This is a genomic window from Kitasatospora sp. NPDC005748 (assembly GCF_040630735.1).
GTDB lineage: Bacteria > Actinomycetota > Actinomycetes > Streptomycetales > Streptomycetaceae > Kitasatospora.
In genome coordinates this window covers 46,596-71,239 of sequence record NZ_JBEXYD010000012.1, presented here as the reverse complement: position 1 = coordinate 71,239, position 24,644 = coordinate 46,596, and the positions used below count along the sequence as shown (strand labels likewise).

Below are 24,644 nucleotides of genomic sequence, written 5' to 3'. Positions count from 1 at the left end.
TCTGCCGCGCCCGTCGCTGTCCTGCCCCCCCGCCGCTGTCCTGCCCTCTGCCGCGCCCGCCGGCCTGCCGATTCCCCTGGAGCTGACCGTGAAGACCCGCCGCCTCGCCCTCGCCGCCACCGCGTTGCTCACCACCACCGCCCTGGCCGCCTGCGGTTCGTCCGCCGGTGGCGCCAAGGCCTCCGCCGACGGGGGAGGCAGGGCCGAGGTGGTGCTGCGCCTGCCGGACCCGGGCAACAGCGGCTTCCTCGCCCTGGGCAAGAAGGACGGCTCGCTCGACCGGGCCCTCGCCGCCGTCCACGCCAAGGTCGCCTGGACGGGGAGCGCCGGCCCGTTCGCCCCCGCCGCCCAGGCGCTCTCCGCCGACCAGCTCGACGTCGCGCTGGGGTCGATCACCTCGGCCGTCGCCGCCCTGGCGCAGAAGCCAGGCTTCAAGCTGTTCGCCCAGACGGCGCCGGACGGCGTGGGCGAGGGCATCCTGGTGAAGAACGACTCGCCCATCAAGTCCGTCCAGGACCTGGCCGGCCGGAAGGTCGCGGTGAGCCAGGGCGGCACCAGCGAGTACCTGTTGCTCAAGGCCCTGGAGAAGAGCGGCGTGCCGGCCGATCGGGTCGAACGCGTCTACCTGCGCGCCGACCAGACCTCGGGCGTCTTCAACTCCGGCCAGGTGGACGCCTGGGCGACCTGGAACACCTTCTCCACCCCGTCGATCGCCAACTCCGGCGCGCACTTCCTGGTCAACGGCAAGGAGGTCGGCTCCGACAACTACGCGGTCTGGGCGGTGCGCAACGGCTTCGCCGAGAAGCACCCCGAGGTGGTCAAGGCCTTCTACGCCTACCTGCACGAGGGCGGCCTGAAGGAGAAGGCGGACCCGGCGGGCTACCTCAACGTGTTCACCGACTCCGGGCCGACCGCCGTCACCCCCGCCGAGAGGGAGATCGCGGTCGCCGTCACCCGGCAGAGCGCCACCGCCGACGTGATCACCGAGGCCGACACCGCCCGTTTCGCCACGGTGGCGGCGTTCTTCGCCGACCAGAAGGTCACCAAGCAGCTGGTCGACGTGAAGCCGTACCTGATCGACATCGCCACCCTCGCGGACGGTGCCAAGTGAGCACCGTGACCGACGCGCCCGCCGTCACCCGGGAGGCCACCGGGGACGCCACCGTAGGCGCCACCGGGGATGCCGCCACCGGGGCCGCCACCGCCGACGACGGCACCGTCGCGGCCCTCGAAGCCGGTCTGGTCGCCCCGCGCACCCGGCTGCCCGCGCCCCGCCCCCGCGCCGTCGCGCTGATCCTGCGCACCATCGGCCCGCTCGCCCTGCTCGGCGGCTGGGCGCTGGCCTCCGCCACCGGGGCGCTCACCCAGGACGTGCTCGCCTCGCCCGCCCAGGTCGCCGACGCGGTCGGCGAGCTCTGGGGCAACGGCCAGCTCACCGACGCGCTCACCGTCTCGCTCACCCGGGCCGGCCTCGGCCTGGTCTTCGGGGCCGGCGCCGGGCTGGTGCTCGGCGTCGTCACCGGGTTCTTCCGGCTGGGCGAGGAGCTGCTGGACTCCGCGGTGCAGGTCCTGCGCACGGTGCCGTTCCTCGCCCTGGTCCCGCTCTTCATGGTCTGGTTCGGCATCACCGAGACGGCGAAGATCGCCCTGATCGGGGTCGCGACCAGCTTCCCGATGTACGTCTCCACCTCCGGGGGCGTGCGCAACACCGACCGCAAGCTGATCGAGGCGATGCGCAGCTTCGGTCTCGGCCGCTGGGCGATCGTCCGGACCGTGGTGCTGCCCGGTGCGCTGCCCTCGCTGCTCTCCGGGCTGCGGCTCTCGATGACGCTCAGTGTGATCGCGCTGATCGCCGCCGAGGAGATCAACTCCACCGAGGGCATCGGCTATCTGATGGCCCAGGCGCAGAACTTCTCGCGCACCGACGTCCTCGCCGTCTGCATCCTGATCTACGGGCTGCTCGGCCTCACCGCGGACGGTGTGGTCCGCCTCCTGGAGCGCTTCCTGATGCCCTGGCGCAAGGCCACCCAAGGAGCAGGCCGATGAGCACCCCGACCACCACCGCGACCCCGACCGTCGCCGCCGTGCCCCCGACCACCGGCGCCGTCGCGGCCGGGGACGGCGCCCCCGCCGTCCACCTGCGCGGCCTGCGCCGGGTCTTCGGCACCCGGGCCGTCCTCGACGGGGTGGACCTGTCCATCGCCCGGGGCGAGTTCGTCGCCCTGCTCGGCGCCAGCGGAACCGGCAAGACCACCCTGCTGCGGATCCTCGGCGCCCTGGACAGGGCCGACGCCGGTACGGTGCTCGTTCCGCCGGTCCGCACGGTGGTCTTCCAGGAGCCCCGCCTGGTGCCGTCCAAGCGGGTGCTCGCCAACGTCACCGTCGGGCTGCCGCGCGGCGCCGCGACCCGGGAGACCGCCCTGCGGGCACTCGCCGAGGTCGGGCTGGAGAAGCACGCCGACGCCTGGCCGGCCACCCTCTCCGGCGGTGAGGCGCAGCGGGCGGCGCTCGCCCGGGCGCTCGTCCGGGAGCCGCAACTCCTCCTCCTGGACGAGCCGTTCGCCGCCCTGGACGCCCTCACCCGGCTACGGATGCAGGACCTGGTCGGTGACCTCGTCCGCCGCCACCGCCCGGCCGTCCTGCTGGTCACCCATGACGTGGAGGAGGCCGTCCGGCTCGCCGACCGGGTCGCCGTCCTGCGGGACGGCAGGCTGGTCCGCGACGAGCGGGTCGCCGTCGAGCGCCCGCGGGACCCGGCCGACCCGGCCTTCGCCGAGCTGCGCCGCCGCCTGCTCGCCGACCTCGGCGTCCACTGACCCCGCACTTCGCATTCCCCACCCCCAAGCCCCTGCCAGTACACCGGAGATCACCATGGCCATCACCCTCGGCGTCCACGCCAGCAACCCCTCGCTCTACTACCTCTCCCGGCTGGACCACCTGGCCGAGGAGCTGGCCCCGCTCGGTGAGACCGGCGTCTTCCACCACTACGCCGACGGAACCCGTACGGGCGCCCTGCTGGCCGACGGCACCATCGACTTCGGCGGCACCGGCTCCACCCCGCCGGTCACCGCCCAGGCCGCCGGCCACGACCTGGTGTACGCGGCGGTCTCCGCTCCCCGCCCCGACCACGGTGCGCTGCTGGTGCTCGCCGACGGCCCGGTGGCCTCCGTCGCCGATTTGAGGGGCGGCACCGTCGTGCTGGCCGTCGGCTCCTGGCAGACCCACCTGCTGGCCAAGGCGCTGCACGCCGAGGGCCTCTCCTACGCGACCGACATCACCCCGGTCCGCCCGGCCGCCGACGAGGACCAGGCGCAGCGGCTGCGCGACGGCGAGATCCTCGGCTGGATCGCCCAGGGCGCCGAACTGGCCGCCGCCCGCCGGAGCGGGCGGTTCCGCGAGCTGATCCGCACCGGTGACGTCATCACCGACCGCTCGGTGTTCTTCACCCGCCGGGACTTCGCCACCGAGCGCCCCGAGGTGGTCGCGGCGATCGCGGCCGCGCTGCGCCGGGCCGATGCCTGGGTGGCCGCCCACCCGGCCGAGGCGGCCGCGATCGCCGCCGCCGACCTGGGCGGGGCGGTGGAGGACTGGGAGCAGGCGCTGACCGCCCTGCCGTGGCGGCTGGAGCCCGCCACCGCCGGGTTCGTCGCCGAGCAGCAGGAGGCCGCGGACATCTTCCACGGCGTCGGCTTCATCGACCGCGCGCTGACCGTCGCCGACGCCCATCTGCCCGCGCTGGAGGCCCCGGTGGCCGCCGCACTCGCCAAGGCGGTCTGACCCGATGGCCTCCGAAGTCCTCTGGTACATCATCCCGCGCGAGGGCCACTACCCCTGGGAACCGGCCGGCCGACGCCCGGTCGACCTCCGCTACCTCCAGCAACTCGCGGGCAGCGTCGAGCGCCTGGGCTACACAGGCGCGCTGCTGGCGACCGACCTCTACGACGTCTGGGACCTCGGCAACGCGCTGGCCGCCGCCACCACCCCCGCGTTCAAGCCGCTGCTGGCCGTCCACCCCGGGCTCATCTCGCCCACCCTGCTGGCGAAGATGGCGCTCAGCTTCGACCATCTGCACGGCGGCCGGCTCCGGTTCAACGTCGTGAACGGCTCCACCGCGCAGCTGCGCGAGTACGGCCTGGACGTCGGGCACGACGACCGGTACCGGTTGAGCGCCGAGTACTGGTCGATCGTCCGGCGCCTCACCTCCGGTGAAGTCTTCGACCACAAAGGCGAGTTCTACGAGCTGAAGAACGCCGGCGCGAGCCTGCGCGAACTCGCTCCGGTCCAGCCGGGCGGCATCCCGCTCTGGTTCGGCGGCAGTTCGGCGGCCGGCATCGAGATGGCCGCCGAGCACGTGGACGTCTACCTGACCTGGGGCGAACCGCCCCAGCAGCTCCGGGAGAAGCTGGACCTGGTCCGCGAGCGCGCCGCCGCGTACGGGCGCACCCTGCGGATCGGCCTGCGGCTGCACCTGATCGTCCGCGACACCGAGGACGAGGCCTGGGCCGCCGCCGACCGGCTGCTCGACGTCACCAGCGAGGCCACCTACGCCCGGCAGCTCGGCGGGGCGACCGGTGAGGACGGGGTCGGCTGGCAGCGCCAGTTCCGCCAGCACGGGAGCCGAGTGCCCGCGCGGGCAAGGGAGTTGGAGAGCCACCCGAACCTGTGGCCCGGGATGAGCCTGTTCCGCCCCGGCCCCGGTACGGCGGTGGTCGGTTCGACCGCCCAGGTGGTCGAGCGTCTCCAGGAGTTCGAGTCGCTCGGTGTGGACACCTTCATCCTCTCCGGCAACCCGCTGCTCGAAGAGGCGCACCGGGTCGCCGAGACGGTGCTACCCGCGCTCGGCGTGGGCCGCCGTTAGCGGAGGGGCGAAGGTGCCCGGCAGTACGGGGAACGGCACCGGCGAGGTCAGTGCCAGCTGTCGGGCGAAGCGCGCGAGAGTGCGCAGGAGGAGCGTCCGCACGGGGACTCCAGGGTCTCGAAGGACGTGTGCGGACGGTACAACGCCCGAAGTCCCGGCAGGTCACGCGGTGTCGCCCGAGGAAGCTCGGGCCGGCACTGTACGGACTGCCGGGACTGCCGGGACTGCCGGATCAGGCGGCCGGGACGGCTCAGCGGCTGAGCGCGTCGATCTCCGCGAGGTCCTCGGCGGTCAGCGGGCCGCCGTTCAGCGCGTCGATGTTCTGGTCGAGCTGGGCGACGCTGCTCGCGCCGATGATCACCGATGCCACCCGGTCGTCGCGGAGCACCCAGGACAGCGCCAGCTGGGCGAGGGTCTGCCCGCGCCGCTCGGCGACCTTGTTCAGTGAGCGCAGCTGCTCCAGCTTCGGGCCGGTCAGCGCCTCCTTGTTCAGGAACCGCCCGACCGACATCCGCGACCCGGCGGGCACCTCGCCGGAGAGGTAGCGGTCCGTCAGCAGCCCCTGGGCGAGCGGGGAGTAGGCGATCAGGCTGGTCCGGGTGTCGCCGACCGCGTCCAGCACCCCCTCCTCCACGGAGCGGTCGAGGATCGAGTAGGCGGACTGGTTCAGCAGAGCCGGGGTGCCCAGCTCGCGCAGGATCGCGACGGCCTCCCGGTGCTGCTCGGCCGGGTAGTTGGAGATCCCCGCGTACAGGGCCTTCCCCGAGCGGACGGCCGAGTCCAGCGCGCCCATCGTCTCTTCGAGCGGGGTGTCGGGGTCGTGGCGGTGCGAGTAGAAGACGTCCACGTAGTCCAGGCCCATCCGGCCCAGCGACTGGTCCAGGCTGGCCAGCAGGTACTTGCGGCTGCCGCCGTCGCCGTACGGGCCGGGCCACATGTCCCAGCCCGCCTTGCTGGCGATGAACATCTCGTCCCGGTACGGGCGGAAGTCCTGCGCGAAGAGGTAGCCGAAGTTGCGCTCGGCGCTGCCGTACGGCGGGCCGTAGTTGTTCGCCAGGTCGAAGTGGGTGACGCCCCGGTCGAAGGCGCGGCGCAGCACCGCCCGCTGCACCTCCAGCGGCTGGGCGTCACCGAAGTTGTGCCACAGGCCGAGCGAGACGGCGGGCAGCTGGACGCCACTGCGGCCGGCCCGGCGGTAGGTCATCGAGGCATAGCGGTCATCCGCGGCGAGGTACGTCATGTCGGACATCCTGCCAGGACCGTCGCCCCGATCAAGCTCTTGCCCCGCCCCTGACCGGTGCATATGCTCGCGGTGGATCGTGTGTGTGCGAGGCGAAGGGGAGCCGGTATGACCATCTGCGCAGCTCTCCCGCGCTGTTGTCGCCCCGTCCGCGGCTCGCGCTGACGCCGCCGCCGCCCAAGCTCCCCTCCCGTCCCGCCGCCGCTCCCGTGTGAGCGCGATCGGCCCCTGGGTGCGGGGCCGCCGGGGCCCGGGTGCGCCGCGCCGCCGTTCCCCCCGGGATCCCCGTTCCTCCCGGATCCCCGGTTCCCTCCGGATCCCCGGTTCCCTCCGGATCCCCGGACCTCCCCGGTGGATCCCCGCCGAGCGCCGGCGCACCCCGCCGAGCGACCACCGAACGCCCCACAAGGAGACCGCCATGCGGTTCACCGTCTCGTCCCTCGTCTCCAACGGACCCGACCCCGTCACCGGAGTGCGGCGCACGACCTACGAGAAGCTGCACAACGTCATCGACCAGGCCGTCACCGCCGAACGGCTCGGCTACGACGGCTACGGCGTGGGGGAGCGGCACGGCGAACCGTTCCTCTCCCCGGCGCCCCCCGTGCTGCTCAGCGCCATCGCCGCCCGTACCTCCACGATCCGGCTCTTCACCACCGTCACGGTGCTCAGCATCCTGGACCCGGTCCGGGTCGCGGAGGACTACGCGGTGCTCGACCAACTCTCCGGCGGCCGCCTCGAACTGATCATCGGCAAGGGCAACGACCCGCGCCACTTCGACCTGTTCGGGCTGCCGGAGGACCGCCAGTGGGACGCGCTGGCCGAGAACTACGGACTGCTGCACCGGCTCTGGCGGGAGGAGAAGGTCAGCTGGGAGGGGAGCACCCGCCCGCCACTCAGGGAGGTCACCACCTCGCCGCGTCCGTACCAGGACCCGATCCCGGTCTGGCACGGCAGCGCGACCAGCGAACAGTCCACGGACCTCGCCGCCCGCTTCGGGGACCCGCTGTTCTCCGCCAACTCCTTCCATCCGCTGGCCAAGTACAAGGCGCTGGTCGACCACTACCGCGAGCGCTGGGAGCACTACGGCCGCGACCCCAAGGACGCCCGGGTCGGGACGAGCTTCGGCGGCCTGTTCGTCGCCAAGCGCTCGCAGGACGCGATCGAGGGCTTCCGCCCGTACTGGGACGCCCTGCTCGGCTCGGCGGCCGGCAGGCACAACAACTCGCCGTTCGAGTCGCTGGAGGACGCGCTGGAACGCGGCTCGGCGCTGGTCGGCAGCCCGCAGCAGGTGATCGAGAAGATCCACCGCTACCACGAGGCGTTCGGCAACGAGGTGGTGGGCATCGGCGTGGACGCCCTCACCGAGGACGTCCAGCACGAGCAGCTGGAGCTGTTCGCCGCCGAGGTCGCCCCGGTGATCCGCCGCGAGCTGCCCTGACCGGCGACCCCGCGCGCACCACCGTCACCCGGTGAGGCTCCCGCTTCCCGGGGCTCCGGCAGCCGCCATCGCGGCTCTGTACCTACTGGTATGTACATTGGACGTACCAGTAGGTACAGTCGCCGCATGGCAACGGCAACCCGGCCGACACCGCCGCGGCCGTGGTCGCCGTCGTCCAGGGCGGCTACGTGCTCGCCCGCGCCGCCGGTACGGCCGGGCCGTTCGACCGGGCCGTCCGGGACGCGCTCGGACTGCTCGCCGCGTACCGCACCGGCCGAGACCGCCTACCGGCCGAGGTGAGCCGCCCCGCCCTGTCCGAAGCCCCCACCAGGAGCCCGACGTGCACGCCATGCAGTACGAGATCACCCTCCCCGCCGACTACGACACGGGGATCATCCACCGGCGGGTCGCCGAGAAGGGCCACCTGCTCGACGCCTACCCCGGCCTCGGCCTCAAGGCGTACCTGGTGCGCGAGCGCGGCCGCGACGACTCGCCCGTCAACCAGTACGCCCCGCTCTACCTCTGGCGGACCGCCGAGGGCATGAACAGCTTCCTCTGGGGCCCGGGCTTCCGGGGCCTGAGTGCCGACTTCGGCCGTCCGGCCGTCCGGCACTGGCTCGGCGCCGGTCTGCGCCACCGAGGTCCGCGCCGGGACGGACCGCCGCGCGGCGGTCTGCTGCGCGGTGACGCGGACGGGTCCGCCGGTTTCGCCAGCCGCCACCTCGAACTACTCCCGGACGGCGCCGACCCGGCCGAGGCGGTCGAGGCCGCCCTCGCGTCCCTGCCCGACCACCCGGCGCTGCACACGGCGGCCGTCGCCGTCGACCCCGACCGCTGGGAACTGCTGCGCATCGCGCTCTGGAGCGGCCCGGTCCCGGAGGACGCCCCGGGCACCCGCTACCGGGTGCTGCACCTGTCGACCCCCGAACTCGACCGGCTGCCCGCCGGCCGCCACTGGTGAAAGGACCACACCCCGTGAACCCCGCCGACCTCGTCCCCGCCCCGCTCGACCGCGCCGCCGGCTACGCGCTCCTGGACGAACTCGCCGGGCCGCAGACCCAGGCCGCCACCCTGACCGGCCTGGACGCGCTGGCGCCCGGCTTCGCCGACTGGATCGTCACCAGCCTTTTCGGCGGCACCTACCAGCGGCCCGGGCTGGCGCTGCGCGACCGCCAGGTGGCCAACCTGGCCGCGCTCACCGCCCTCGGCGGGGTGGAGCCGCAGCTCGCCGACCACGTCCGCAACAGCCTGCGGGTCGGGCTGAGCAGAGAGGAGATCACCGAGGTGCTGGTCCACCTCGCGCCCTACGTCGGCGTGCCCAAGGCCCTGGCCGCCCTGCGGGTGGCGAAGACCGCCTTCGCCGAGGCGGAGACCGGGGGCCGGGCCGCGTGAGTGCTTCTGTCGACAGTGCCGCCGAGGTTGCCGCCGGCGCCGGGGGCGGTGCCGTCCGCACCGTTCTGGGTGACCTCGACCCGGCCGAGTTCGGCGTCTGTGACGCCCACGACCACCTGTTCCTGCGCAGCCCCCGGCTGCCCGGCGAGGAACTGGACGACCCGGCGGCCGCCGAGCGGGTGCTGCGCGACTTCGCGGCGGCCGGCGGCCGGGCGATGGTCCAGTGGACCCCGCACGGCATGGGCCGCGGCGCCTTCGCGCTCCCCGGTCTCGCCCGCGCGACCGGCGTCCACCTGGTCGCGGCCACCGGCCTGCACCAGGACGTCCACTACGACCCGCAGTGGCTGGCCGAGCGCTACGAAGGGCTCGCCGAGCTGTTCACCGCCGAGCTGACCACCGGTCTGCGCGCCGCGCCCGCGGGCGTCCGGGCCGGACTGATCAAGGTGGCGGGCGACTACCACGGCCTCGGCCCGCACACCCGCCGGGTGATGGCGGCGGCGGCCGAGGCGCACCACGCCACCGGCGCGCCGATCGCCGTCCACCACGAACTCGGGACCGCCGCCTCGGACGTCCTCGACCTGCTCTGCGGGCAGCACGGCGTGCCGGCCCACCGGGTCATCCTCGGCCACCTCAACCGGCTGCCCGACCTGCGGCTGCACCGGCACCTCGCCGCCTCCGGCGCCTACCTGGCCCTGGACGGTCCCTCCCGAACCCATCACGCCACCGACCACCACCTGTTCGACACCGTCGCCGCGCTGGTCGAGGCCGGCCACGCCGACCGGCTGCTCCTCGGCGGTGACACCACCACCCGCACCGCCCGGCACAGCCCTGGACCCACCCACCTGCTCACGGCCCTCGCTCCGCGCCTGGACCGCGAGTTCGGCCCGGACCTGGCCCGACGCCTCCTCGTCACCAACCCCGCCCAGGCCCTGACCGTCCGCTGGGCGCCCCACTGAGCGCCCCACTGAGCGCCCCACTGAGCGCTCTGCGCCGCCGGGCCGCAGTGGCCGCCACCCCGCCGGGGTGGGGCGGTCCGAGCCGATGACAGGTGCACCGGCTGTGCCGCGGGCTGCTCCCCGACCCGCTGCGTTGCCTGCCCGGCGGGGCCGCTCGACCGGGACTCGGGTGGGCTGCCCGATGGCCGGGCGAACCCATACCGGTCGCGGCGAGCGCGGCGGGCGGCTCGTGGGCGTTCGTCGAGGGCTCGTGCTGCCGGGCCGGTGGGGTCGGCGCGTTCGGCACAGCCGTCCGCAGCGTCGAGCCGTTCGCCGGGGTGGAGTGCGGTCCGAGTAGGCCGGTCAGGGCTGCGGAGAGGGTACTGGTCGTCCCGTCGGCCCTCTGCTGCGGGCCACGCGGCGCCGCGTTGCCGTGCGACCGCCCGGCCGGGGCCGAGTGCTCGGAGGATCGGCCGGCCCGATGTGCCGAGCCGGTGGGCCGAGGAGGAGAAGGCGGAGAGCGGCTCGGCGGACCGGTACGGGCTGCGCCGTCCCCGGACCGACCGCTGAGGACCGGGCGGCCCGCGTTGGCGTGCGACCGCCCGGCCGGGGGCCGGGTCAGCCGCCGAGTGCCCGGAGGATCGGCTGTCCCAGTGCGCCGAGCCAGCCCGCCAGGGCCGAGAGGGGCCCGAGCAGGCCGGTACCGGCGGCGACGAGTGCACCGGCCGAGCCGAGCAGGCGGGTGATCCTGGTGAGCCGGCCCGCGACCGCCTCGCGGTCGGGCTCCGGTCGCGCGACCTCCGTGTCCAGCGCGTCGAGCTCGGTCCGGACCTCGGGGGCGACCGCCGGGGGAAGCTGCGCCCGCTCGGCGGCGGAGCGGAGTTCGCCGACCAGCGCGCGGACGTCCTGCCCGGCCGCCGTGAAGTGGCCCGTCTGGCCGCCCCGGACCGTCTGGTCACCGGCGACGTTGTTGATCACGCCGCCCTGCTGGTTGCCGATGTTGAAGACCATGGCGTCCCTCCGGGGAGTCGGTCCTTGGACGCTGGGGAGTCTCAGCGGGGCGGTGGCGCCTGGAGCCGCTGCGCTTCCGCCGACTCGAAGCGCCGGCGACGGGAGGTGACCACGATGTGCAGGACGATTCCGACGAGGATCAGAACACTGCCGATCGCGGCCACCCCGAAGCCGATGGCGCCCACCGGCATACCGCCGATCTCCGGGCCGAGGACATTGGGCACGGTCAGGTCGGGGCTGTCGGTGTTGGCCGCGTCGTTGGTCTCGGCGATGAAGCGGATGATCGCCCAGCCGTAGACCGCGCCGCCGACCACGAAGAGCAGGAAGCCCGCCACCACCAGGTGCCGCGCCCTGGTCCGGGTGGCCGCGATCTCGCGGAAGAAGCTCTCCCGCCGGGCCTGCGTGACGTAGTTGTACTGGTCGCCCGCGACGTTGCTGAGGTTGCCCGCCTGCTGCTGCCCCACCTCGAACCTGCGCTCCGCCCCGTACGGCGGTGCCGCCGGGCGGTCGGGCGGCCCGGGCGGTGGCGGGCGGTGGCCTGGCGGTGGCGGCCGCGCCGACGGGTACTGCGGCGGCGGAGGGTACTGCTGTGGTGGGTACTGCTGCTGCTGCGGCGCCGACGGCGGCACGAGCGGACCCCGCAGCCCGCGCGGCTGCTCCTGCGGTTGCCGGTACTCCTGGCGTTCCTGGTACTCGTGGCGCTCCGACGGCTCCGGCTGGAGCGGCAGCGCGGCGGTCCGGGTGACATCGGCGGGCCGCTCCGCCGGGCTCTGCGCCGGGTCCCCCGTGCCGGGGCCGGGAAGGATGGCGGTGGCGGCCTCCCAGGGGTCCTCGTAGTGCACCTCGAAGGGGCCGAAGTCCAGGACGTCCCCGGCGTGCAGCTCCTCCTGTCCGTGCACCGGGTGGCCGTTGAGCCGGGTGCCGTTGGTGGAGGCCAGGTCCTCGACGGTGGTGTGACCGGCCGACCGCTGCACCACGGCGTGGCGCCGGCTGACGCCGGGCTCGCCCACCCGGATCTGGCAGGTGGCGTCCCGGCCGACGAGCAGCGGCCGGTCGGTCAGTTCGAAGACCTCGCCCCGGAGCCGGCCGGGGGTGTCGACGACCAGACGGGGTAAGGCTTGTTCCCGCGACGGTGAGCTCATGGCACGGCCTCCTGCCGGGCGGGCTGCTGAACCACCGGCGGCGGCGACACGGTGCGGCGTCCGTCCGCCGGCTCGGGTGCCCTCACCTCCAGTAAAGGCCACCTCGGCGCCCCGGGACAGCCCCCGGGGCCCACCGGGTCGGCCAGCCGCCCGGTCGGGGTCACATGTGGGTGCCGCCGTCGATCCGGATCTCGGTGCCGGTGACGAAGGCGCCATCGTCCGAGGCCAGCATGGCGATCACGCCGGCCACCGTCTCCGGCCCGGCGAAGCCCTGGCCGAGCGCGGGGGAGAGCTTGGCGAGCAGGCTGAAGTCGGCGTCGGCGGGCAGGCCCGGGTTGTTGGTCATGCCGCTGTCGATGCTGCCCGGGGCGACGCAGACCGCGCGCAGTCCCCGCTTGGCGTACTCCGAGGCGATCGCGTGGGTGAACGACTGGATGCCGCCCTTGGTCGCGGCGTACGCGGCCATGTAGGGGTGCGCGAAGGTCGCGGAGGTGGAGCTGAAGTTCACCACCACGCCCCGCCCGTCGGCGAGCAGGGCCGGCAGCGCCTCGCGGGTCATCAGAAAGGTGCCGGTCAGGTTGACCGCGATCAGCGTGTTCCAGAACTCCAGGCTGGTCTCGTGGGTGTGCGAGGAGCGCAGGATCCCGGCCGCGTTGACCAGGACGTCGAGCCCGCCGAGTCCGGCCACCGCCTCGGCCACGCCCGCGCGGACGGCGTCCTCGTCCGAGATGTCCACGACCGAGGTCGTCAGCCGGTCGGCGGTCCCGTCACCGGTCGCCCGGTCCAGGGTGGCCTTCAGGCCGTCCTCATTGACGTCGACCGCGACGACCCGCCCGCCCTCGGCGAGGATCCGGTGCACGGTGGCCTGGCCGATCCCCGAGCCGCCGCCGGTGATCAGGACGTTCCGCCCGCTGAAGCGCTCCATGGTGGTTCTCCGTTCGTTCGTGGTCTCGCGACCTCGATTGACACGGTACGACGAAGTGGCACATCGTGCCAATAAGTCGCGTCGGGCCAAAGTGGCACGATGTGCCATACAGATTCGGTTGGACGTCATACCGCTGACGCCCGCCCGGCGCGGAACGCCGCCGAGGCACGCCGCGCCACCCGGGCGTGTCGCGCCACCCCGGCACAACACGCCACCCCGGCACAACACGCCATCCCGGCACAACGCGCCACCCCGGCATATCGCGCCACCGCGTGCGTCGGTCCGCGTACGCTGAGTGCTGTGATCGGACGCCCCACCCTGAACCAACGCCGCCGTGACACCACCCGGCTGGAGATCGCCCGTACCGCCGCCGCGCTGTTCGCCGAGCGCGGGGCCGAGGCGACCACCGCCGAGGAGATCGCGCTCGCCTCCGGCATCTCGGTGCGCACCTTCTACCGCTACTTCTCCGTGAAGGAGGACGCCGTCGCCCCGCTGCTGGCGGCCGGCGGCCGGCGGTGGGTGCTGCTCTTCGCGGAGAGCTCGGCCGATCTGCCGGTCCGCGAGGCGCTGGAGCGTTCGGCGGTCGAGTCGCTGACGCCCACCGACACCCCGGGCGTGGAGGCCATGCACTGGACCCGCGACCTGCTTCGCGATCCCCGGCTCGACTCGGTCTGGCAGCGCGTGCACGCCGACTCGGAGGAGCGGCTGCGCGCGGTGCTCACCGCCCGCTGCCCCCGGGGTACCGACGAGCTGGAGATCCGGCTCGCGGCCGCCGCCGCGACCACCGCCATCCGGGTGGCCCTGGAGGAGTGGGCCTTCTCCGACGCCCCCGCCGCCGGGCCGGGCTCGCCCCAGGAGCTGGGCGCCCGGTGCATGCGCGAACTGACGGCCGGCCTGCGCCTCTGGAGCAGCGTCAGCTGACGCGAGGTCAGCCCGGGCCGCCCGTCGCATCGCCCGCCACACCGCCCGCCACCCCGCTCGTCACACTGCCCGTCACTCCGCTCGTGCCAGCCCGCTCTTCCGCGGTCCCGGCAGCGCCCCGGCCGCCATACCCGCTGGTCGGCGGGTCCACGGGGGCCCGGCGGGCCGCTAGGGTTGTTGATCGCGCCTCGGTGGTGGCTTCCGTGGTGGACGGGGGAACCGGGGCGGCCGTTCCGGTTGTCCTGACAGTTGTCCTGACAACGGGGACGGGGGAGTTCGAGGCGTGGGAGCAAGTAGGACATGGGTCTGACGAGCCACAAGGTGCTGGCGCTGACCGTATTGATCGCCGTCGTGATGATGGCCGGCACGGTCTGGCTGTGGCCGAGACTGTCGAAGACGACCTGGCAGGCGGTGCTCGGCCGGATCGGCGCGCTGCTCGCCACCCAGCTCACCGTGCTCGCCGCGCTGGGCCTGGTGGCCAACAACTACTTCGCCTTCTACAGCAGCTGGGACGATCTGCTCGGCACCGGCGACAACGGCCCGGTCGTCATCCAGAACAAGGCGGACGCCTCCGGGCGCCTCCAGGTGGAGACCATCGGGCACGCGTCGGTCCAGGGCGGCGGGGCGCTCGGTCGCGACCCCAAGCAGTCCGGCGAGATCCGCGAGGTCCGGATCGACGGCGCCGGCACCCGGCTCTCCACCGACGGGTACGTCTACCTGCCGCCGCAGTACTTCCAGCCGGAGTACGCGCAGAGGCAGTTCCCGGCGGTGATCGTGAGCACCGGGTTCCCCGGGATCGCCAAGAACCTGGTGACCCGGCTGAACTACCCGGGCGCGGCGCTCAAGCTGCTCCAGGAGGGTCGGATGCAGCCGACCGTGATGGTGCTGATGCGCCCGTCGCCCGCCCTCCCGCAGGACACCGAGTGCGAGGACATCCCGGGCGGCGCGCAGTCGGAGACGTACTTCACCAAGGACGTCCCGGCCGCGATCCAGGCGACCTACCGGGTCTCCTCGGATCCGCAGGCCTGGGGCTTCATGGGCAACTCGACCGGCGGCTACTGCGCCCTCAAGCTCGCCATGCGGCACCCGGAGGTCTTCCCGACCGCCGTCTCGCTCTCCGGCTACTACCAGGCCGCCGACGACCCGACCACCGGGGACCTCTTCCGGGGCAGCCAGCAGCGTCGCAACGAGGCGGACCTGATGTGGCGGCTGAAGAACCTGCCGCAGCCCGAGGTGTCCGTCCTGCTGGCCGGGACCAGGGAGGGCGACGGCGACTACCGCCGGGACACCGAGGCCTTCGTGGCCGCCGCGCACGCGCCCATGAAGGTCTCCTACAGCATGATGAAGACCGGCGGCCACAACTTCGAGACCTGGAGCAGGCTACTGCCGTCCTCGCTGGAGTGGCTCTCCCAGCACCTCAAGGTGCCGAGCCACACGGTCTGACCACCGCCGGGCCCGCCCGCCCGGCCAGAACGCCCGGATACCAGCGCGCCCGGTCACCAGGACGCCAGGACACCGGCGCCCCGGACCGGTCTCAGGCCACCGGCTCCAGCGTCCCGGTGTGCAGCTCGCCGACCCGGCCGCCCTCGCCCTCGTACGTCCAGAACGCGCGCACCGTCAGCCTGCCGAGGTCCATCACGTGGCTGACGGTGATGCCGCTCTGCTCGGTCCAGCTGACGAAGTACAGCTCCGGCCCGATCTCGGCGACGTGCAGCGCGACGTCCTCCCACTGGCCCGCCGACTCGCCGAGGCCCTCCCAGCGCAGCCGCTTGCCGTCGGGCGAGTAGGCGTTGCGGAAGGCCGCGCCGTTGTCGACCTGGAAGAGGTAGGTACGGCCGGCGAAGGCGGGCAGGGGCGCGGTCATGGCGGAGCGGGTCCTCGTCTCTCGTCTGTGCGGTAGGGCTGGACTCCCAACCTATCCGACCGGCCGACCTTCGCGGCGGACATGCGGGCACCCGGCCCCGGAGCGGACACCGCCCCGGCGCCGCGCCCGCCCGGCCGGACCTCCGCCACCCGCTCGCCGACCCGCCGCCGGCCCCGTCGGCCGCCCCGCGCCCGCCCCGTCTCCAACTGATCAACTTCCCCGGTGACTTGATCCACTCCGGACGGCTCGCACTGTGAGCTGCGCGACAACACCCCCCGTCGGCTTGTCGACATTCGAGCGGCCTGCCTAGCCTGCACGAGTCCGCCTTCGCGGACCCCGCCGTCGGGACGCCGAGTCCTGTCCACCCGCCGGTCGGCAGTCGAGCACCGCAGCGGACGGGAGCGGGGGACCCAGGTCAGTGCCCGGCCCACGCGCTCGCGCGTGCGGACCGAGGCTAGGGGTGAAGCCGCTCCCACAGGCGGCCGGGCAACCTCAGCCCGAACCCGACAGCTCACCTCGCAGGCGTCTACAGAGGACTCCGCCATGCAGAAGCCTGCCCGGCGCGCGACCCCGCGCCACGCCCGCCCCTCCCACCGAGGCCGCAAGGCCGCCTTCGCCGCCACCGGAGCGCTCGCCATCAGCGGCGCCGGCCTGCTCGGCGTCCCGGCGCTCACCGGCGCCCAGGCGGCCACCGCGCCGACCGTCACCCAGGACAGGCTCGCCCCGGCCACCATGGTCGCGGGCAAGGCCACCACGGCCGCGCTGACCGTCCACTCCTCGTCCTGCTTCACGGCCAAGACCGTCGGCGTCGGCGTCCGCGACGCGGCCGGGCGCAACCTCGACTTCCCCGGCAACGTCTCCAACGCGCAGATCTGCCCCAGCGGCCTGTCGATCACCACCGGTGCCCGCACCCTGCCCGCCGGGACGTACACCCAGTTCGGCTTCTGGCAGGACCTCGGCGGTGCCTGGCACAACCTGCCCTCGCGCCAGCTCGCGGTCTCCGACGCGACCGTCGCCCCCGCCCCGAACCCGACCGCCACCCCCAAGCCCACCCCGACGCCGTCGCCCACCGCGACCGCCACGCCGTCGCCCACCGCCCCGGCCCCCACCGCGCCGGCGACCGGCGCCCCGGTCGCCGGGAAGTCGCTGACCTGGTCGGACGAGTTCAACGGCCCGATCGCCTACGGCTCGCGCTGGACGGGTGACAAGAGCAGCGCCTACCACTACGGCAACCACAACCCGGACGACAACAAGCTGGACTGGCTGAACAAGAACAACGTCTCGGTGGCCGACGGCGTCGCCACGTTCACCGCCAAGCCGGGCGCCAACACGCTGGAGAACGGCAAGAAGTCCTGGGACACCGGGCTGCTCACCACCGAGTACTCCAGCGAGGGCTTCCAGGTGAAGACCGGCGACTACGCCGAGACCCGGGTCAAGCTCCCGGCCGGCACGGGGGCCTGGCCGGCCCTGTGGACCTGGAAGAACGGCAACGGGGAGATCGACTCCTTCGAGTACCACCCCGACAACCCGAACCTGCTGGAGCTGACCAACCACGTCAACCCGGGCCACCTGTACTACACCGACGCCAAGGCGATCGCGAAGGACGGCTGGGTCACCATCGGCACCCACTACGGCGCCACCTCGGTCGACTGGTACGTCAACGGTACGAAGGTGTTCTCGGACGGCAAGGGCGTCGGCGCCAACTGGTCCGCGTACCTGATCCTCAACCTGTCCCTGAGCGCCGGGCAGTACCACGCCGCGCCGACGGGCACGACTCCGATCACCTTCGCCGCGGACTACGTCCGGGTCTACCGTTAGGAAGCCACGCGCGGGGGCCGCCTGGACGGGATCCGGGCGACCCCCACGCGGCTCCGGTGGCCCCGCTCAGCCGCGGGTGCTCTCCACGACGTGGACCGTGAACGGCTGGCGGTTGTTCGCCTCGTTCCGGTCGTCGTCGCTGCGCACCGCCACGTAGCCGCCGTCCAGATCGCCGAGGGGGACGGTGGAGGCCACCCGGAGCGGGATCAGTGCGGTCGCGGTCCGGTATCGCTTCAGCCCGGCCGGGAAGGTGCAGCGCACCCGGTGGCCGTTCTGGAACTCGTAGCAGTTGTCCGGGAAGAACGGGGCCTCGGCCGTCACGCCCTCCGGCAGGGTGATCACCACGGTGAACGCGGAGGCGGTCCGGTCCGGCCCGTCGTTGGCGATGAAGGCGTGCAGCGTCGTGGTACCGCCGGGCGCGACGGGGTCCGGGTCCAGCCGGATCACCTCCAGGTCGGAGTCGGACGGCTTCGCCGCCGCGACCGCCGGTTCGGCGCTCGGTGCGGGGTCGTCGGTCGGACACGCCAGGGCGGTCCCGCCGACCATCGCCACCAGGGCGCATCCCACCGTCAGTGACCTGCCCAGAATTCCCCGTACGGACGTACTACGCGACATCGCGCTCACCCTGCCCTTGTCTTCCGGCGCCCCGCACCGTCGCGGGGCGCGCACGGACTCAGCGTGAGCGATCGGTCCTCCCAGGCAGGTCCGACCCGCCCTCGGGCCGCCCGAACGGGCGAACTCCGGGCGAGCCGCGCCGGTGTCCCTTGCGGGGCGGTGGTGATGACGCCGCGTCAGGGGGCGAGGACCTGCCCCAGCCGGGCCGCGATCTGGTGCATCACGGGGACGAGCGAGGCCGCGCCGGCCTGCTCCTCCAGTGCCCGGATCCGGGCCTCCGGGCCGGAGACGGAGAGCGCCGTCGGGGTCGGCGCGCCGGGCACCGCGAGCGCAATGCAGCGCACCCCGATCTCCTGCTCCTGGTCGTCCACCACGTAGCCGCGCTCACGCGCCTGCGCCAACTGGACCAGCAGCTCCTGCGGGTCGGTCACGGTGTAGGAGGTGTGCGCCGGCAGCGGGTTCGGGCCGAGCACGGCCCGCGCCTCCTCCTCGGGCAGCTGGGCCAGCAGCGCCTTGCCGACGCCCGTGCAGTGCGGCTGCACCCGGCGGCCGACCTCGGTGAACATCCGCATCGAGCGCCGCGACTGCACCTGTCCGACGTACACCACCTCGCCGCCCTCCAGCACGGCCAGGTTCGCCGTCTCGCCGGTGGCCTCCATCAGTTCGGCCAGGTAGGGGCGGGCCCAGCTGCCGAGCAGTCGCCCGGCCGTCTCACCGAGCCGGATCAGCCGGGGGCCCAGGGTGTAGCGGCGCGCGGTGTCCTGGCGGACATAGCCCTGCTGCACGAGGGTACGAACCAGGCGGTGGATGGTGGGCATCGGCAGCCCGGAGGAGGTGGAGAGCTCACTGAGCGTCGCCACGCCGCCGGAGTCGGCCAGCGCCTCCAGCAGCAGGAAGGCGCGCTCGACGGACTGCACGCCGCCGCTCGCGCGGTCCGGACCCGTCGTCGATGCTGTGTCGGGGGTCGCAACCACCGGCGTTCCCTTCGCTGTCGGGGGAGGAGTAGAGTCCCAGCGATCACCTCAACAAACCGTTGAAATTCTGTATCGCGGAAACTAGTCTCCACCTTACAGAATCGAACCCTCCGACAGGTGGGGTTTCCCCTCGGTTCAGATCAAGGACGTTCCCACCGGAACTGCCTTCGCCATGCTCAACCGTCTTAGGAGTGTCCTGCTCATGGCTACAGATCAGGGACCCGCCGGCGCCTCCCCCGCCGCTCCGGTCGTCACTGTCGCCGGTCCGCGAGTCCACCGGGCCGAGGAGGTGCTCACTCCGGAGGCGGTCGCCTTCGTCGTCGGCCTCCACCGCGCGTTCGAGGACCGCCGGCAGGAGCTCCTGGTACGCCGCAGGACCCGCCGTGCCGAGATCGCCGAGGCCGGCACCCTGGACTTCCTCCCCGAGACGGCCGCCGTGCGGGCGGGCGACTGGACGGTGGCCGAGGCCCCCCGCGCCCTCCAGGACCGCCGGGTCGAGATCACCGGCCCCACCGACCGCAAGATGGTCATCAACGCCCTCAACTCCGGCGCCCGGGTCTGGCTGGCGGACTTCGAGGACGCCACCTCGCCGACCTGGGAGAACGTGGTCGGCGGCCAGATCAACCTGATCGACGCCTTCGAGGGCCGGATCGACTTCACCTCCTCGGCCGGCAAGGCCTACACCCTCAGGCCGGCCGCCGAGCTGGCCACCGTGGTGGTCCGCCCGCGCGGCTGGCACCTGGACGAGAACCACCTGCTGGTCGACGGCCGGCCGGTCGCCGGGGCCTTCCTCGACTTCGGCCTCTACTTCTTCCACAACGCGGCGCGGCTGCTCGCGCGCGGCGCGGAGGACCCGAACTCCGGCCCCTACTTCTACCTCCCGAAGACGGAGAGCCACCTGGAGGCCCGGCTCTGGAACGACGTCTTCACCCACGCCCAGGCGGCGCTCGGCATCCCGCACGGCACCGTCCGGGCCACCGTGCTGATCGAGACCATCACCGCGGCGTTCGAGATGGAGGAGATCCTCTACGAGCTGCGGGACCACGCCGCCGGGCTCAACGCCGGCCGCTGGGACTACCTGTTCTCGATCGTCAAGAACTTCCGCGACGCCGGCGAGCACTACATCCTGCCGGACCGCAACTCCGTCACCATGGCCTCCCCGTTCATGGCCGCCTACACCCGGCTGCTGGTGCGGACCTGCCACCGGCGCGGCGCGCACGCGATCGGCGGGATGGCCGCCTTCATCCCCAGCCGCCGCGACCCCGAGGTCAACGCGGCCGCCCTGGAGAAGGTCAGGGCCGACAAGGACCGCGAGGCCGGCAACGGCTTCGACGGCTCCTGGGTCGCCCACCCGGACCTCGTCCCGGTCGCCCGTGCCTGCTTCGACGCCGTCCTCGGCGAGCGCCCGAACCAGAAGGACGACCCGGGCCCGGCCGAGCCCGTCACGCCCGCCCAGCTGCTCGACATCGCCGGCGCCGGCGGCCACTGCACCCACGCCGGCCTGCACAACGCCGTCCAGGTCGGGGTCCGCTACATCGAGGCGTGGCTGCGCGGCCTCGGTGCCGTCGCCATCTTCAACATGATGGAGGACGCCGCCACCGCCGAGATCTCCCGCTCGCAGATCTGGCAGTGGATCCACAACGGCGTGGTGCTCTCCGACACGGGCGAGAAGGCCACCGCCGACCTGGTGCGCCGTCTGGTGGCCGAGGAGCTCGCCGCGCTCCGGGCCGAGCTGGGCGACGAGGCCTACGCCGGTGGGCGCTGGCGCGAGGCCGCCAAGCTCTTCGAACAGGTCGCCCTGGCCGAGGAGTTCGCGGACTTCCTGACCCTGCCCGCGCTGCCCCTGCTGGGCTGAGTCCAATCTATCCGCGCGTGTGCCCGCTGCCGCCTGCCGGCTTGTAGCAGTCGCCGCGCCCCATTGCTCCGTTCCGTACGGCGACGAATCCAGCTGTCCTCTTCGTCGCCGTGCGGAACGGCCGTTTCCGGAGGCATCGATCCCCGTGGCACGCATCTTCTTCAACGGCCAGGCCATGGTCGGCGGCCCCTTCCACCCCTCGGTGGCCGACGCGCTGGTCGGCCCGGTCCGCACCGCGCCGGGCTACCGCTTCTTCTCCATCGGGGACGTCTGCCCCGGACTGCTCGCCGACCCGTCCGTCGACACCGCCATCGAGGGCGAGCTGTACGACATCACCCTCGAACACCTGCGTGACGTGATCCTCCCCGGCGAGCCCCGTGAGCTCGAACTCGGCGTCATCACGCTGGCCGACGGCTCGCCCTGCCTCTCCATGCTGCTCGCCCGCGGCGAGGCCGACCGCGGCGTCCACCGCGAGATCACCCGCTACGGCGGCTGGCGCCGCTACCTCGCCACCCTGGGCCGCACGGCCTGACACCCCACCACGCCCGGAGGGCCTGCGCCGACCGGCGCAGGCCCTCCGTCGTGTCCGGATCCCGATCGGGCCGGGCCGCCGACGCGGAGGGGCCGCCTCCGCCCGGGCACGCCACAGCCCCGGACCCTCGCCGTGGGTCCGGGGCTGGGGTCCGTGCGCCGTCCTGAGCGGTGGCGCACGGAGTCCGGGTGACGCACCGTCCCTGGGCGGCCCGGAGTTCAGGGGGGTTACACGGGGCGGGCGGCGAGCTCCTTGGCGGCGCGGGCGCAGGCCTGCGCGATCCGGTCCTCGTTCACCGTGGTCAGCTGCCCCTTCTCCACGACGGCGTTGCCGTTGACGAAGAGGGCGGCCAGCGGCGGCAGGGCGCCGAGGGTGAGCGCGGCGACCGGGTCGGCGATCGAGGAATGCATGATGCCGTCGATCTTCCACAGCGCGAGGTCGGCCAGCTTGCCGGCCTCGATCGAGCCGATCTCGTTCTGCCGGCCGAGCACCCGGGCGCCGCCCATGGTGCCGAGGCGTAGCGCCTGGCGGCCGGTGAGCGCGGTCGGGTAGCCGTGCAGGCGGTTGATCAGCAGGGCGTTGCGCAGCTCGGTGCCCAGCTCGCCGGACTCGTTGGAGGCGGTGCCGTCCACCCCGAGGCCGACCGGGACGCCGGCCTTCAGCATGTCGGGGACCCGGGCGATGCCGGCGGCGAGGCGGGCGTTGGAGGACGGGCAGTGCGCGACACCGGTGCCGGTCTCGGCGAACTTGGCGATGTCCGAGTCGTTCATGTGGACGCAGTGCGCCATCCAGACGTCCTCGCCGAGCCAGCCCACCGACTCGAAGTAGTCGGTCGGGCCCATCCCGAACAGCTCCTTGCAGAACGCCTCCTCCTCGGCGGTCTCGGAGCCGTGGGTGTGCAGCCGGACGCCCTTGCGGCGGGCCAGCAGGGCGGCCTCGCGCATCAGCTCGGTGGAGACCGAGAAGGGCGAGCAGGGCGCGATGGCGATCTGCAGCATCGCGTCGGAGGAGGCGTCGTGGTACTTGTCCACGGCCGCCTCGGAGGCGATCAGGATCTCCTCGGTGTTCTCGACCGCGTGGTCCGGCGGCAGGCCGCCGTCCTTCTTGCTGCGGTCCATGGAGCCGCGCAGCGCGGTGAAGCGCATGCCGAGCTCCTGGACGGCCTCGATCTCGGCGCCGAGGATGTCGCCGCCGTCCTTCGGGAAGACGTAGTGGTGGTCGGCGGCGGTGGTGCAGCCGGACTTGAGCAGTGCGGCGGCCGAGCCCTGGGCGGCGGCGTGCACGAGCTTGTCGTCGATCCGGGCCCAGGTCGGGTAGAGGGCGACCAGCCAGTCGAAGAGGATGTTGTCCTGGGCGAGCCCGCGGGTGATCCACTGGTAGAAGTGGTGGTGGGTGTTGACCAGTCCGGGGGTGACGAGGTGGCCCTCGCCGTTGATCCGGCGTACCACGTTGTCCAGCCACTGCGGGGCGGGGCCGTCGCCGACCGACTCGATCCTGTTGCCGAGGACGACCACGTGGCCGCGGGCGTACTCGGTGTCGTTGGCGTCGACCGTCGCGATCGCGACGTTCTCGATCACGATCCGCTGGTCGGCGGGTGGGGGCTGGACTGCCATGGTGTTACTCCTATGGGGGGAGGGTTGACGAGGAGCGCGCGATGAGCGGCACGCGCCCCCCGTCAACCGGTCAGGACGGTGTCGCCGTCGGCACCGTCGTGGCGGGGTTCCCGTCGGCCGGCGACCGGCGGGCGACCCCGACGTGGTGGAAGAGCAGGTTGAGCAGGACGGCCATCACGCTGCCGGCCGATATCCCGGAGTGCAGCAGGGTGCGGACGGCCTCCGGGAAAGCGTCGTAGAAGGTCGGTACCGCGATCGGTATGATCCCGACCCCGAGCGCGACCGACACCAGGATGGTGTTCGAGCTGGACTCCATGCCGGCCTCCGCGAGGGTGCGGATGCCGCTCGCCGCGACCGTGCCGAAGAGCACGATCCCGGCGCCGCCCAGGACGGGCTGCGGCACCAGCGAGACGACCGACCCGAGCACCGGGAAGAGCCCGAGAAGGATCAGGATCCCGCCGCCGGCCGCGACCACGAAGCGGCTGCGGATCTTCGTCAGCGCCACCAGCCCGATGTTCTGGGCGAAGGCACTGGCGGCGAAGCCGTTGAAGACCGGGCTCAGCGCGGTGGCCAGGCCGTCCGCCCGCAGGCCGGCGGCGAGGGTGGCCTCGTCGGCCTGACGGTCGACGATCTTGCCGAGCGCCAGCATGTCGGCGGTGGACTCGGTCATCGAGACCACCATGACGATGCAGAGCGAGACGATCGCGGCCGCGTCGAACACGGGGGCGCCGAAGTGGAACGGGGAGGGGAGCGCGAAGACCTTCGCGTCCTGTACCGCGCCGAAGTCGGCCAGGCCCAGCGGGAAGGCGAGCAGGGTGCCGAACGCCAGTCCGACGAGCAGCGAGAGCTGCTGCCAGAAGCCGCGCAGCAGCCGGTTGCAGAGCACCACCGCGAGGAGGGTGACCGCGGCGAGGCCGATGGCCCGCATGGAACCGAATCCCGGGGCGCCCGGCGATCCGCCGCGCGCCCAGTTCACCGCCACCGGCAGCAGGGACACCCCGATGAGGGTGATCACGGTGCCCTGGACGACCGGTGGGAAGAACCTGATCAGCTTGCAGAAGTACGGCGCCGCGAGGAAGCACAGGAGCCCCGCGACGATCACCGCTCCGAAGATCACCGGGAGGGCGTCCTTCGGTCCGTGCTCCTTGGCTATGGCGATCATGGGCGCGACGCCCGCGAACGACACGCCGTTCACGAACGGGAGCCGCGCGCCGATCTTCCAGATGCCGAGGGTCTGCAGGAGGGTGGCCAGTCCGGCGGTGAACAGGCTGGCCGAGATGAGCAGGGCGAGTTCGGTGGGGGAGAGCCCCACGCCGGCGCCGACGATGAGTGGAGGAGCTACGACTCCCGCGTACATCGCGGCGACGTGCTGCAGACCGGTGGAGACCAGCTTCACCGTCGGCAGCATCTCGTCCACGGGGTGGACTCCCGGCCCGGAAGGGGTGTCGGGGAGGTGGGTTGACACACCGTCCGGACCGGGTGGTCTTTCTGGGGTGGAACCGCCGTCTGTG

The 24,644-nt window shown here is 73.1% G+C and carries 23 protein-coding genes, 1 pseudogene and 1 riboswitch; of the genes and pseudogenes, 15 read left to right on the top strand and 9 right to left on the bottom strand.

The features are described 5' to 3' along the window. Positions 1–88: 88 nt before the first annotated feature. The 5 genes from ABZ495_RS12495 (at position 89) to ABZ495_RS12475 (ending at position 4,858) form a co-directional block, all read left to right on the top strand. On the top strand, positions 89–1,111 hold the full coding sequence (locus ABZ495_RS12495; RefSeq protein WP_359835618.1) for an ABC transporter substrate-binding protein: 1,023 nt from the start codon (positions 89–91) through the stop codon (positions 1,109–1,111). Positions 1,112–1,239: 128 nt separating this feature from the next. Further along, the gene (locus ABZ495_RS12490; RefSeq protein WP_329492337.1) at positions 1,240–2,046 is read left to right on the top strand and encodes an ABC transporter permease; all 807 of its coding nucleotides are present in this window, start codon (positions 1,240–1,242) and stop codon (positions 2,044–2,046) included. After that, on the top strand, positions 2,043–2,816 hold the full coding sequence (locus ABZ495_RS12485; protein ID WP_359835616.1) for an ABC transporter ATP-binding protein: 774 nt from the start codon (positions 2,043–2,045) through the stop codon (positions 2,814–2,816). The genes ABZ495_RS12490 and ABZ495_RS12485 overlap by 4 nt, the downstream gene beginning before the upstream one ends. A 55-nt stretch (positions 2,817–2,871) precedes the next feature. Next, positions 2,872–3,777 carry an ABC transporter substrate-binding protein gene (locus tag ABZ495_RS12480; RefSeq protein ID WP_352291142.1) on the top strand — a complete coding sequence of 302 codons (906 nt, stop codon included), beginning with the start codon at positions 2,872–2,874 and terminating at the stop codon, positions 3,775–3,777. A gap of 4 nt (positions 3,778–3,781) precedes the next feature. Beyond that, entirely contained in the window at positions 3,782–4,858 is a 1,077-nt protein-coding gene (locus ABZ495_RS12475) for an LLM class flavin-dependent oxidoreductase (protein WP_359835614.1), read from the top strand. A 250-nt stretch (positions 4,859–5,108) separates the two neighbouring features. Here ABZ495_RS12475 and ABZ495_RS12470 read toward each other — a convergent pair whose 3' ends face one another. Beyond that, on the bottom strand, positions 5,109–6,098 hold the full coding sequence (locus tag ABZ495_RS12470; RefSeq protein WP_359804294.1) for an aldo/keto reductase: 990 nt from the start codon (positions 6,096–6,098) through the stop codon (positions 5,109–5,111). A gap of 418 nt (positions 6,099–6,516) precedes the next feature. On the opposite strand from ABZ495_RS12470, the gene ABZ495_RS12465 reads away from it, so the two are divergent. The 5 genes and pseudogenes from ABZ495_RS12465 to ABZ495_RS12445 all read left to right on the top strand — a co-directional run bounded on the left by ABZ495_RS12465 (position 6,517) and on the right by ABZ495_RS12445 (position 9,884). Continuing rightward, a complete protein-coding gene (locus ABZ495_RS12465; protein ID WP_359835612.1) occupies positions 6,517–7,536 on the top strand; it encodes an LLM class flavin-dependent oxidoreductase in 1,020 nt (339 codons plus the stop codon). Positions 7,537–7,673: 137 nt separating this feature from the next. After that, positions 7,674–7,799, top strand: a pseudogene (locus ABZ495_RS12460) (TetR/AcrR family transcriptional regulator); the annotation flags it as partial. A 77-nt stretch (positions 7,800–7,876) separates the two neighbouring features. Continuing rightward, entirely contained in the window at positions 7,877–8,497 is a 621-nt protein-coding gene (locus ABZ495_RS12455) for a DUF4865 family protein (RefSeq protein WP_359835610.1), read from the top strand. 14 nt (positions 8,498–8,511) lie between these two features. Beyond that, on the top strand, positions 8,512–8,928 hold the full coding sequence (locus tag ABZ495_RS12450; protein WP_359804297.1) for a carboxymuconolactone decarboxylase family protein: 417 nt from the start codon (positions 8,512–8,514) through the stop codon (positions 8,926–8,928). Continuing rightward, positions 8,925–9,884 (top strand): phosphotriesterase, encoded by a 960-nt coding sequence (locus ABZ495_RS12445; RefSeq protein ID WP_359804298.1) that lies wholly within the window; start codon positions 8,925–8,927, stop codon positions 9,882–9,884. The genes ABZ495_RS12450 and ABZ495_RS12445 overlap by 4 nt, the downstream gene beginning before the upstream one ends. A 597-nt stretch (positions 9,885–10,481) precedes the next feature. On the opposite strand, the gene ABZ495_RS12440 is transcribed toward ABZ495_RS12445, so the two are convergent. From ABZ495_RS12440 to ABZ495_RS12430, 3 genes are all read right to left on the bottom strand, one after another. Beyond that, entirely contained in the window at positions 10,482–10,874 is a 393-nt protein-coding gene (locus ABZ495_RS12440; protein WP_329490579.1) for a hypothetical protein, read from the bottom strand. Positions 10,875–10,915: 41 nt separating this feature from the next. Next, the gene (locus ABZ495_RS12435) at positions 10,916–12,016 is read right to left on the bottom strand and encodes an FHA domain-containing protein (RefSeq protein WP_359835608.1); all 1,101 of its coding nucleotides are present in this window, start codon (positions 12,014–12,016) and stop codon (positions 10,916–10,918) included. 160 nt (positions 12,017–12,176) lie between these two features. Then, positions 12,177–12,941 carry an SDR family NAD(P)-dependent oxidoreductase gene (locus ABZ495_RS12430; protein WP_359804300.1) on the bottom strand — a complete coding sequence of 255 codons (765 nt, stop codon included), beginning with the start codon at positions 12,939–12,941 and terminating at the stop codon, positions 12,177–12,179. A gap of 300 nt (positions 12,942–13,241) precedes the next feature. Between ABZ495_RS12430 and ABZ495_RS12425 the strand changes: the two genes are divergently transcribed. Together ABZ495_RS12425 and ABZ495_RS12420 are read left to right on the top strand one after the other, a co-directional pair. Next, complete coding sequence (locus ABZ495_RS12425; RefSeq protein ID WP_329490582.1) at positions 13,242–13,862, top strand: TetR family transcriptional regulator; 621 nt, start codon at positions 13,242–13,244, stop codon at positions 13,860–13,862. A gap of 300 nt (positions 13,863–14,162) precedes the next feature. Continuing rightward, complete coding sequence (locus ABZ495_RS12420) at positions 14,163–15,305, top strand: alpha/beta hydrolase-fold protein (protein WP_359835606.1); 1,143 nt, start codon at positions 14,163–14,165, stop codon at positions 15,303–15,305. 91 nt (positions 15,306–15,396) lie between these two features. Here the strand turns inward: ABZ495_RS12420 and ABZ495_RS12415 are convergent, their stop codons facing one another. Next, on the bottom strand, positions 15,397–15,726 hold the full coding sequence (locus tag ABZ495_RS12415) for a hypothetical protein (protein WP_359835605.1): 330 nt from the start codon (positions 15,724–15,726) through the stop codon (positions 15,397–15,399). Positions 15,727–16,141: 415 nt separating this feature from the next. Continuing rightward, a riboswitch (cyclic di-AMP (ydaO/yuaA leader) is annotated at positions 16,142–16,265 on the top strand. A 4-nt stretch (positions 16,266–16,269) separates the two neighbouring features. On the opposite strand from ABZ495_RS12415, the gene ABZ495_RS12410 reads away from it, so the two are divergent. Then, positions 16,270–17,544 (top strand): glycoside hydrolase family 16 protein, encoded by a 1,275-nt coding sequence (locus ABZ495_RS12410; protein WP_359804302.1) that lies wholly within the window; start codon positions 16,270–16,272, stop codon positions 17,542–17,544. 66 nt (positions 17,545–17,610) lie between these two features. Here ABZ495_RS12410 and ABZ495_RS12405 read toward each other — a convergent pair whose 3' ends face one another. Next, positions 17,611–18,111 carry a hypothetical protein gene (locus ABZ495_RS12405; protein WP_359804303.1) on the bottom strand — a complete coding sequence of 167 codons (501 nt, stop codon included), beginning with the start codon at positions 18,109–18,111 and terminating at the stop codon, positions 17,611–17,613. Between the two features lie 224 nt (positions 18,112–18,335). Then, positions 18,336–19,133 (bottom strand): IclR family transcriptional regulator, encoded by a 798-nt coding sequence (locus tag ABZ495_RS12400; protein ID WP_329490588.1) that lies wholly within the window; start codon positions 19,131–19,133, stop codon positions 18,336–18,338. Positions 19,134–19,335: 202 nt separating this feature from the next. Here ABZ495_RS12400 and aceB point away from each other — a divergent pair, with 202 nt between their 5' ends. Together aceB and ABZ495_RS12390 are read left to right on the top strand one after the other, a co-directional pair. Next, complete coding sequence (aceB, locus tag ABZ495_RS12395; RefSeq protein ID WP_359835603.1) at positions 19,336–20,988, top strand: malate synthase A; 1,653 nt, start codon at positions 19,336–19,338, stop codon at positions 20,986–20,988. Between the two features lie 145 nt (positions 20,989–21,133). After that, positions 21,134–21,520, top strand: coding sequence for a gamma-glutamylcyclotransferase (locus ABZ495_RS12390; RefSeq protein ID WP_329490590.1), 387 nt, complete (start codon positions 21,134–21,136; stop codon positions 21,518–21,520). A gap of 227 nt (positions 21,521–21,747) precedes the next feature. On the opposite strand, the gene ABZ495_RS12385 is transcribed toward ABZ495_RS12390, so the two are convergent. Then, positions 21,748–23,133 (bottom strand): 8-oxoguanine deaminase, encoded by a 1,386-nt coding sequence (locus tag ABZ495_RS12385; RefSeq protein WP_329490591.1) that lies wholly within the window; start codon positions 23,131–23,133, stop codon positions 21,748–21,750. Positions 23,134–23,203: 70 nt separating this feature from the next. Continuing rightward, positions 23,204–24,541, bottom strand: coding sequence for a nucleobase:cation symporter-2 family protein (locus ABZ495_RS12380; protein ID WP_359804340.1), 1,338 nt, complete (start codon positions 24,539–24,541; stop codon positions 23,204–23,206). Between the last annotated feature and the right edge of the window lie 103 nt (positions 24,542–24,644).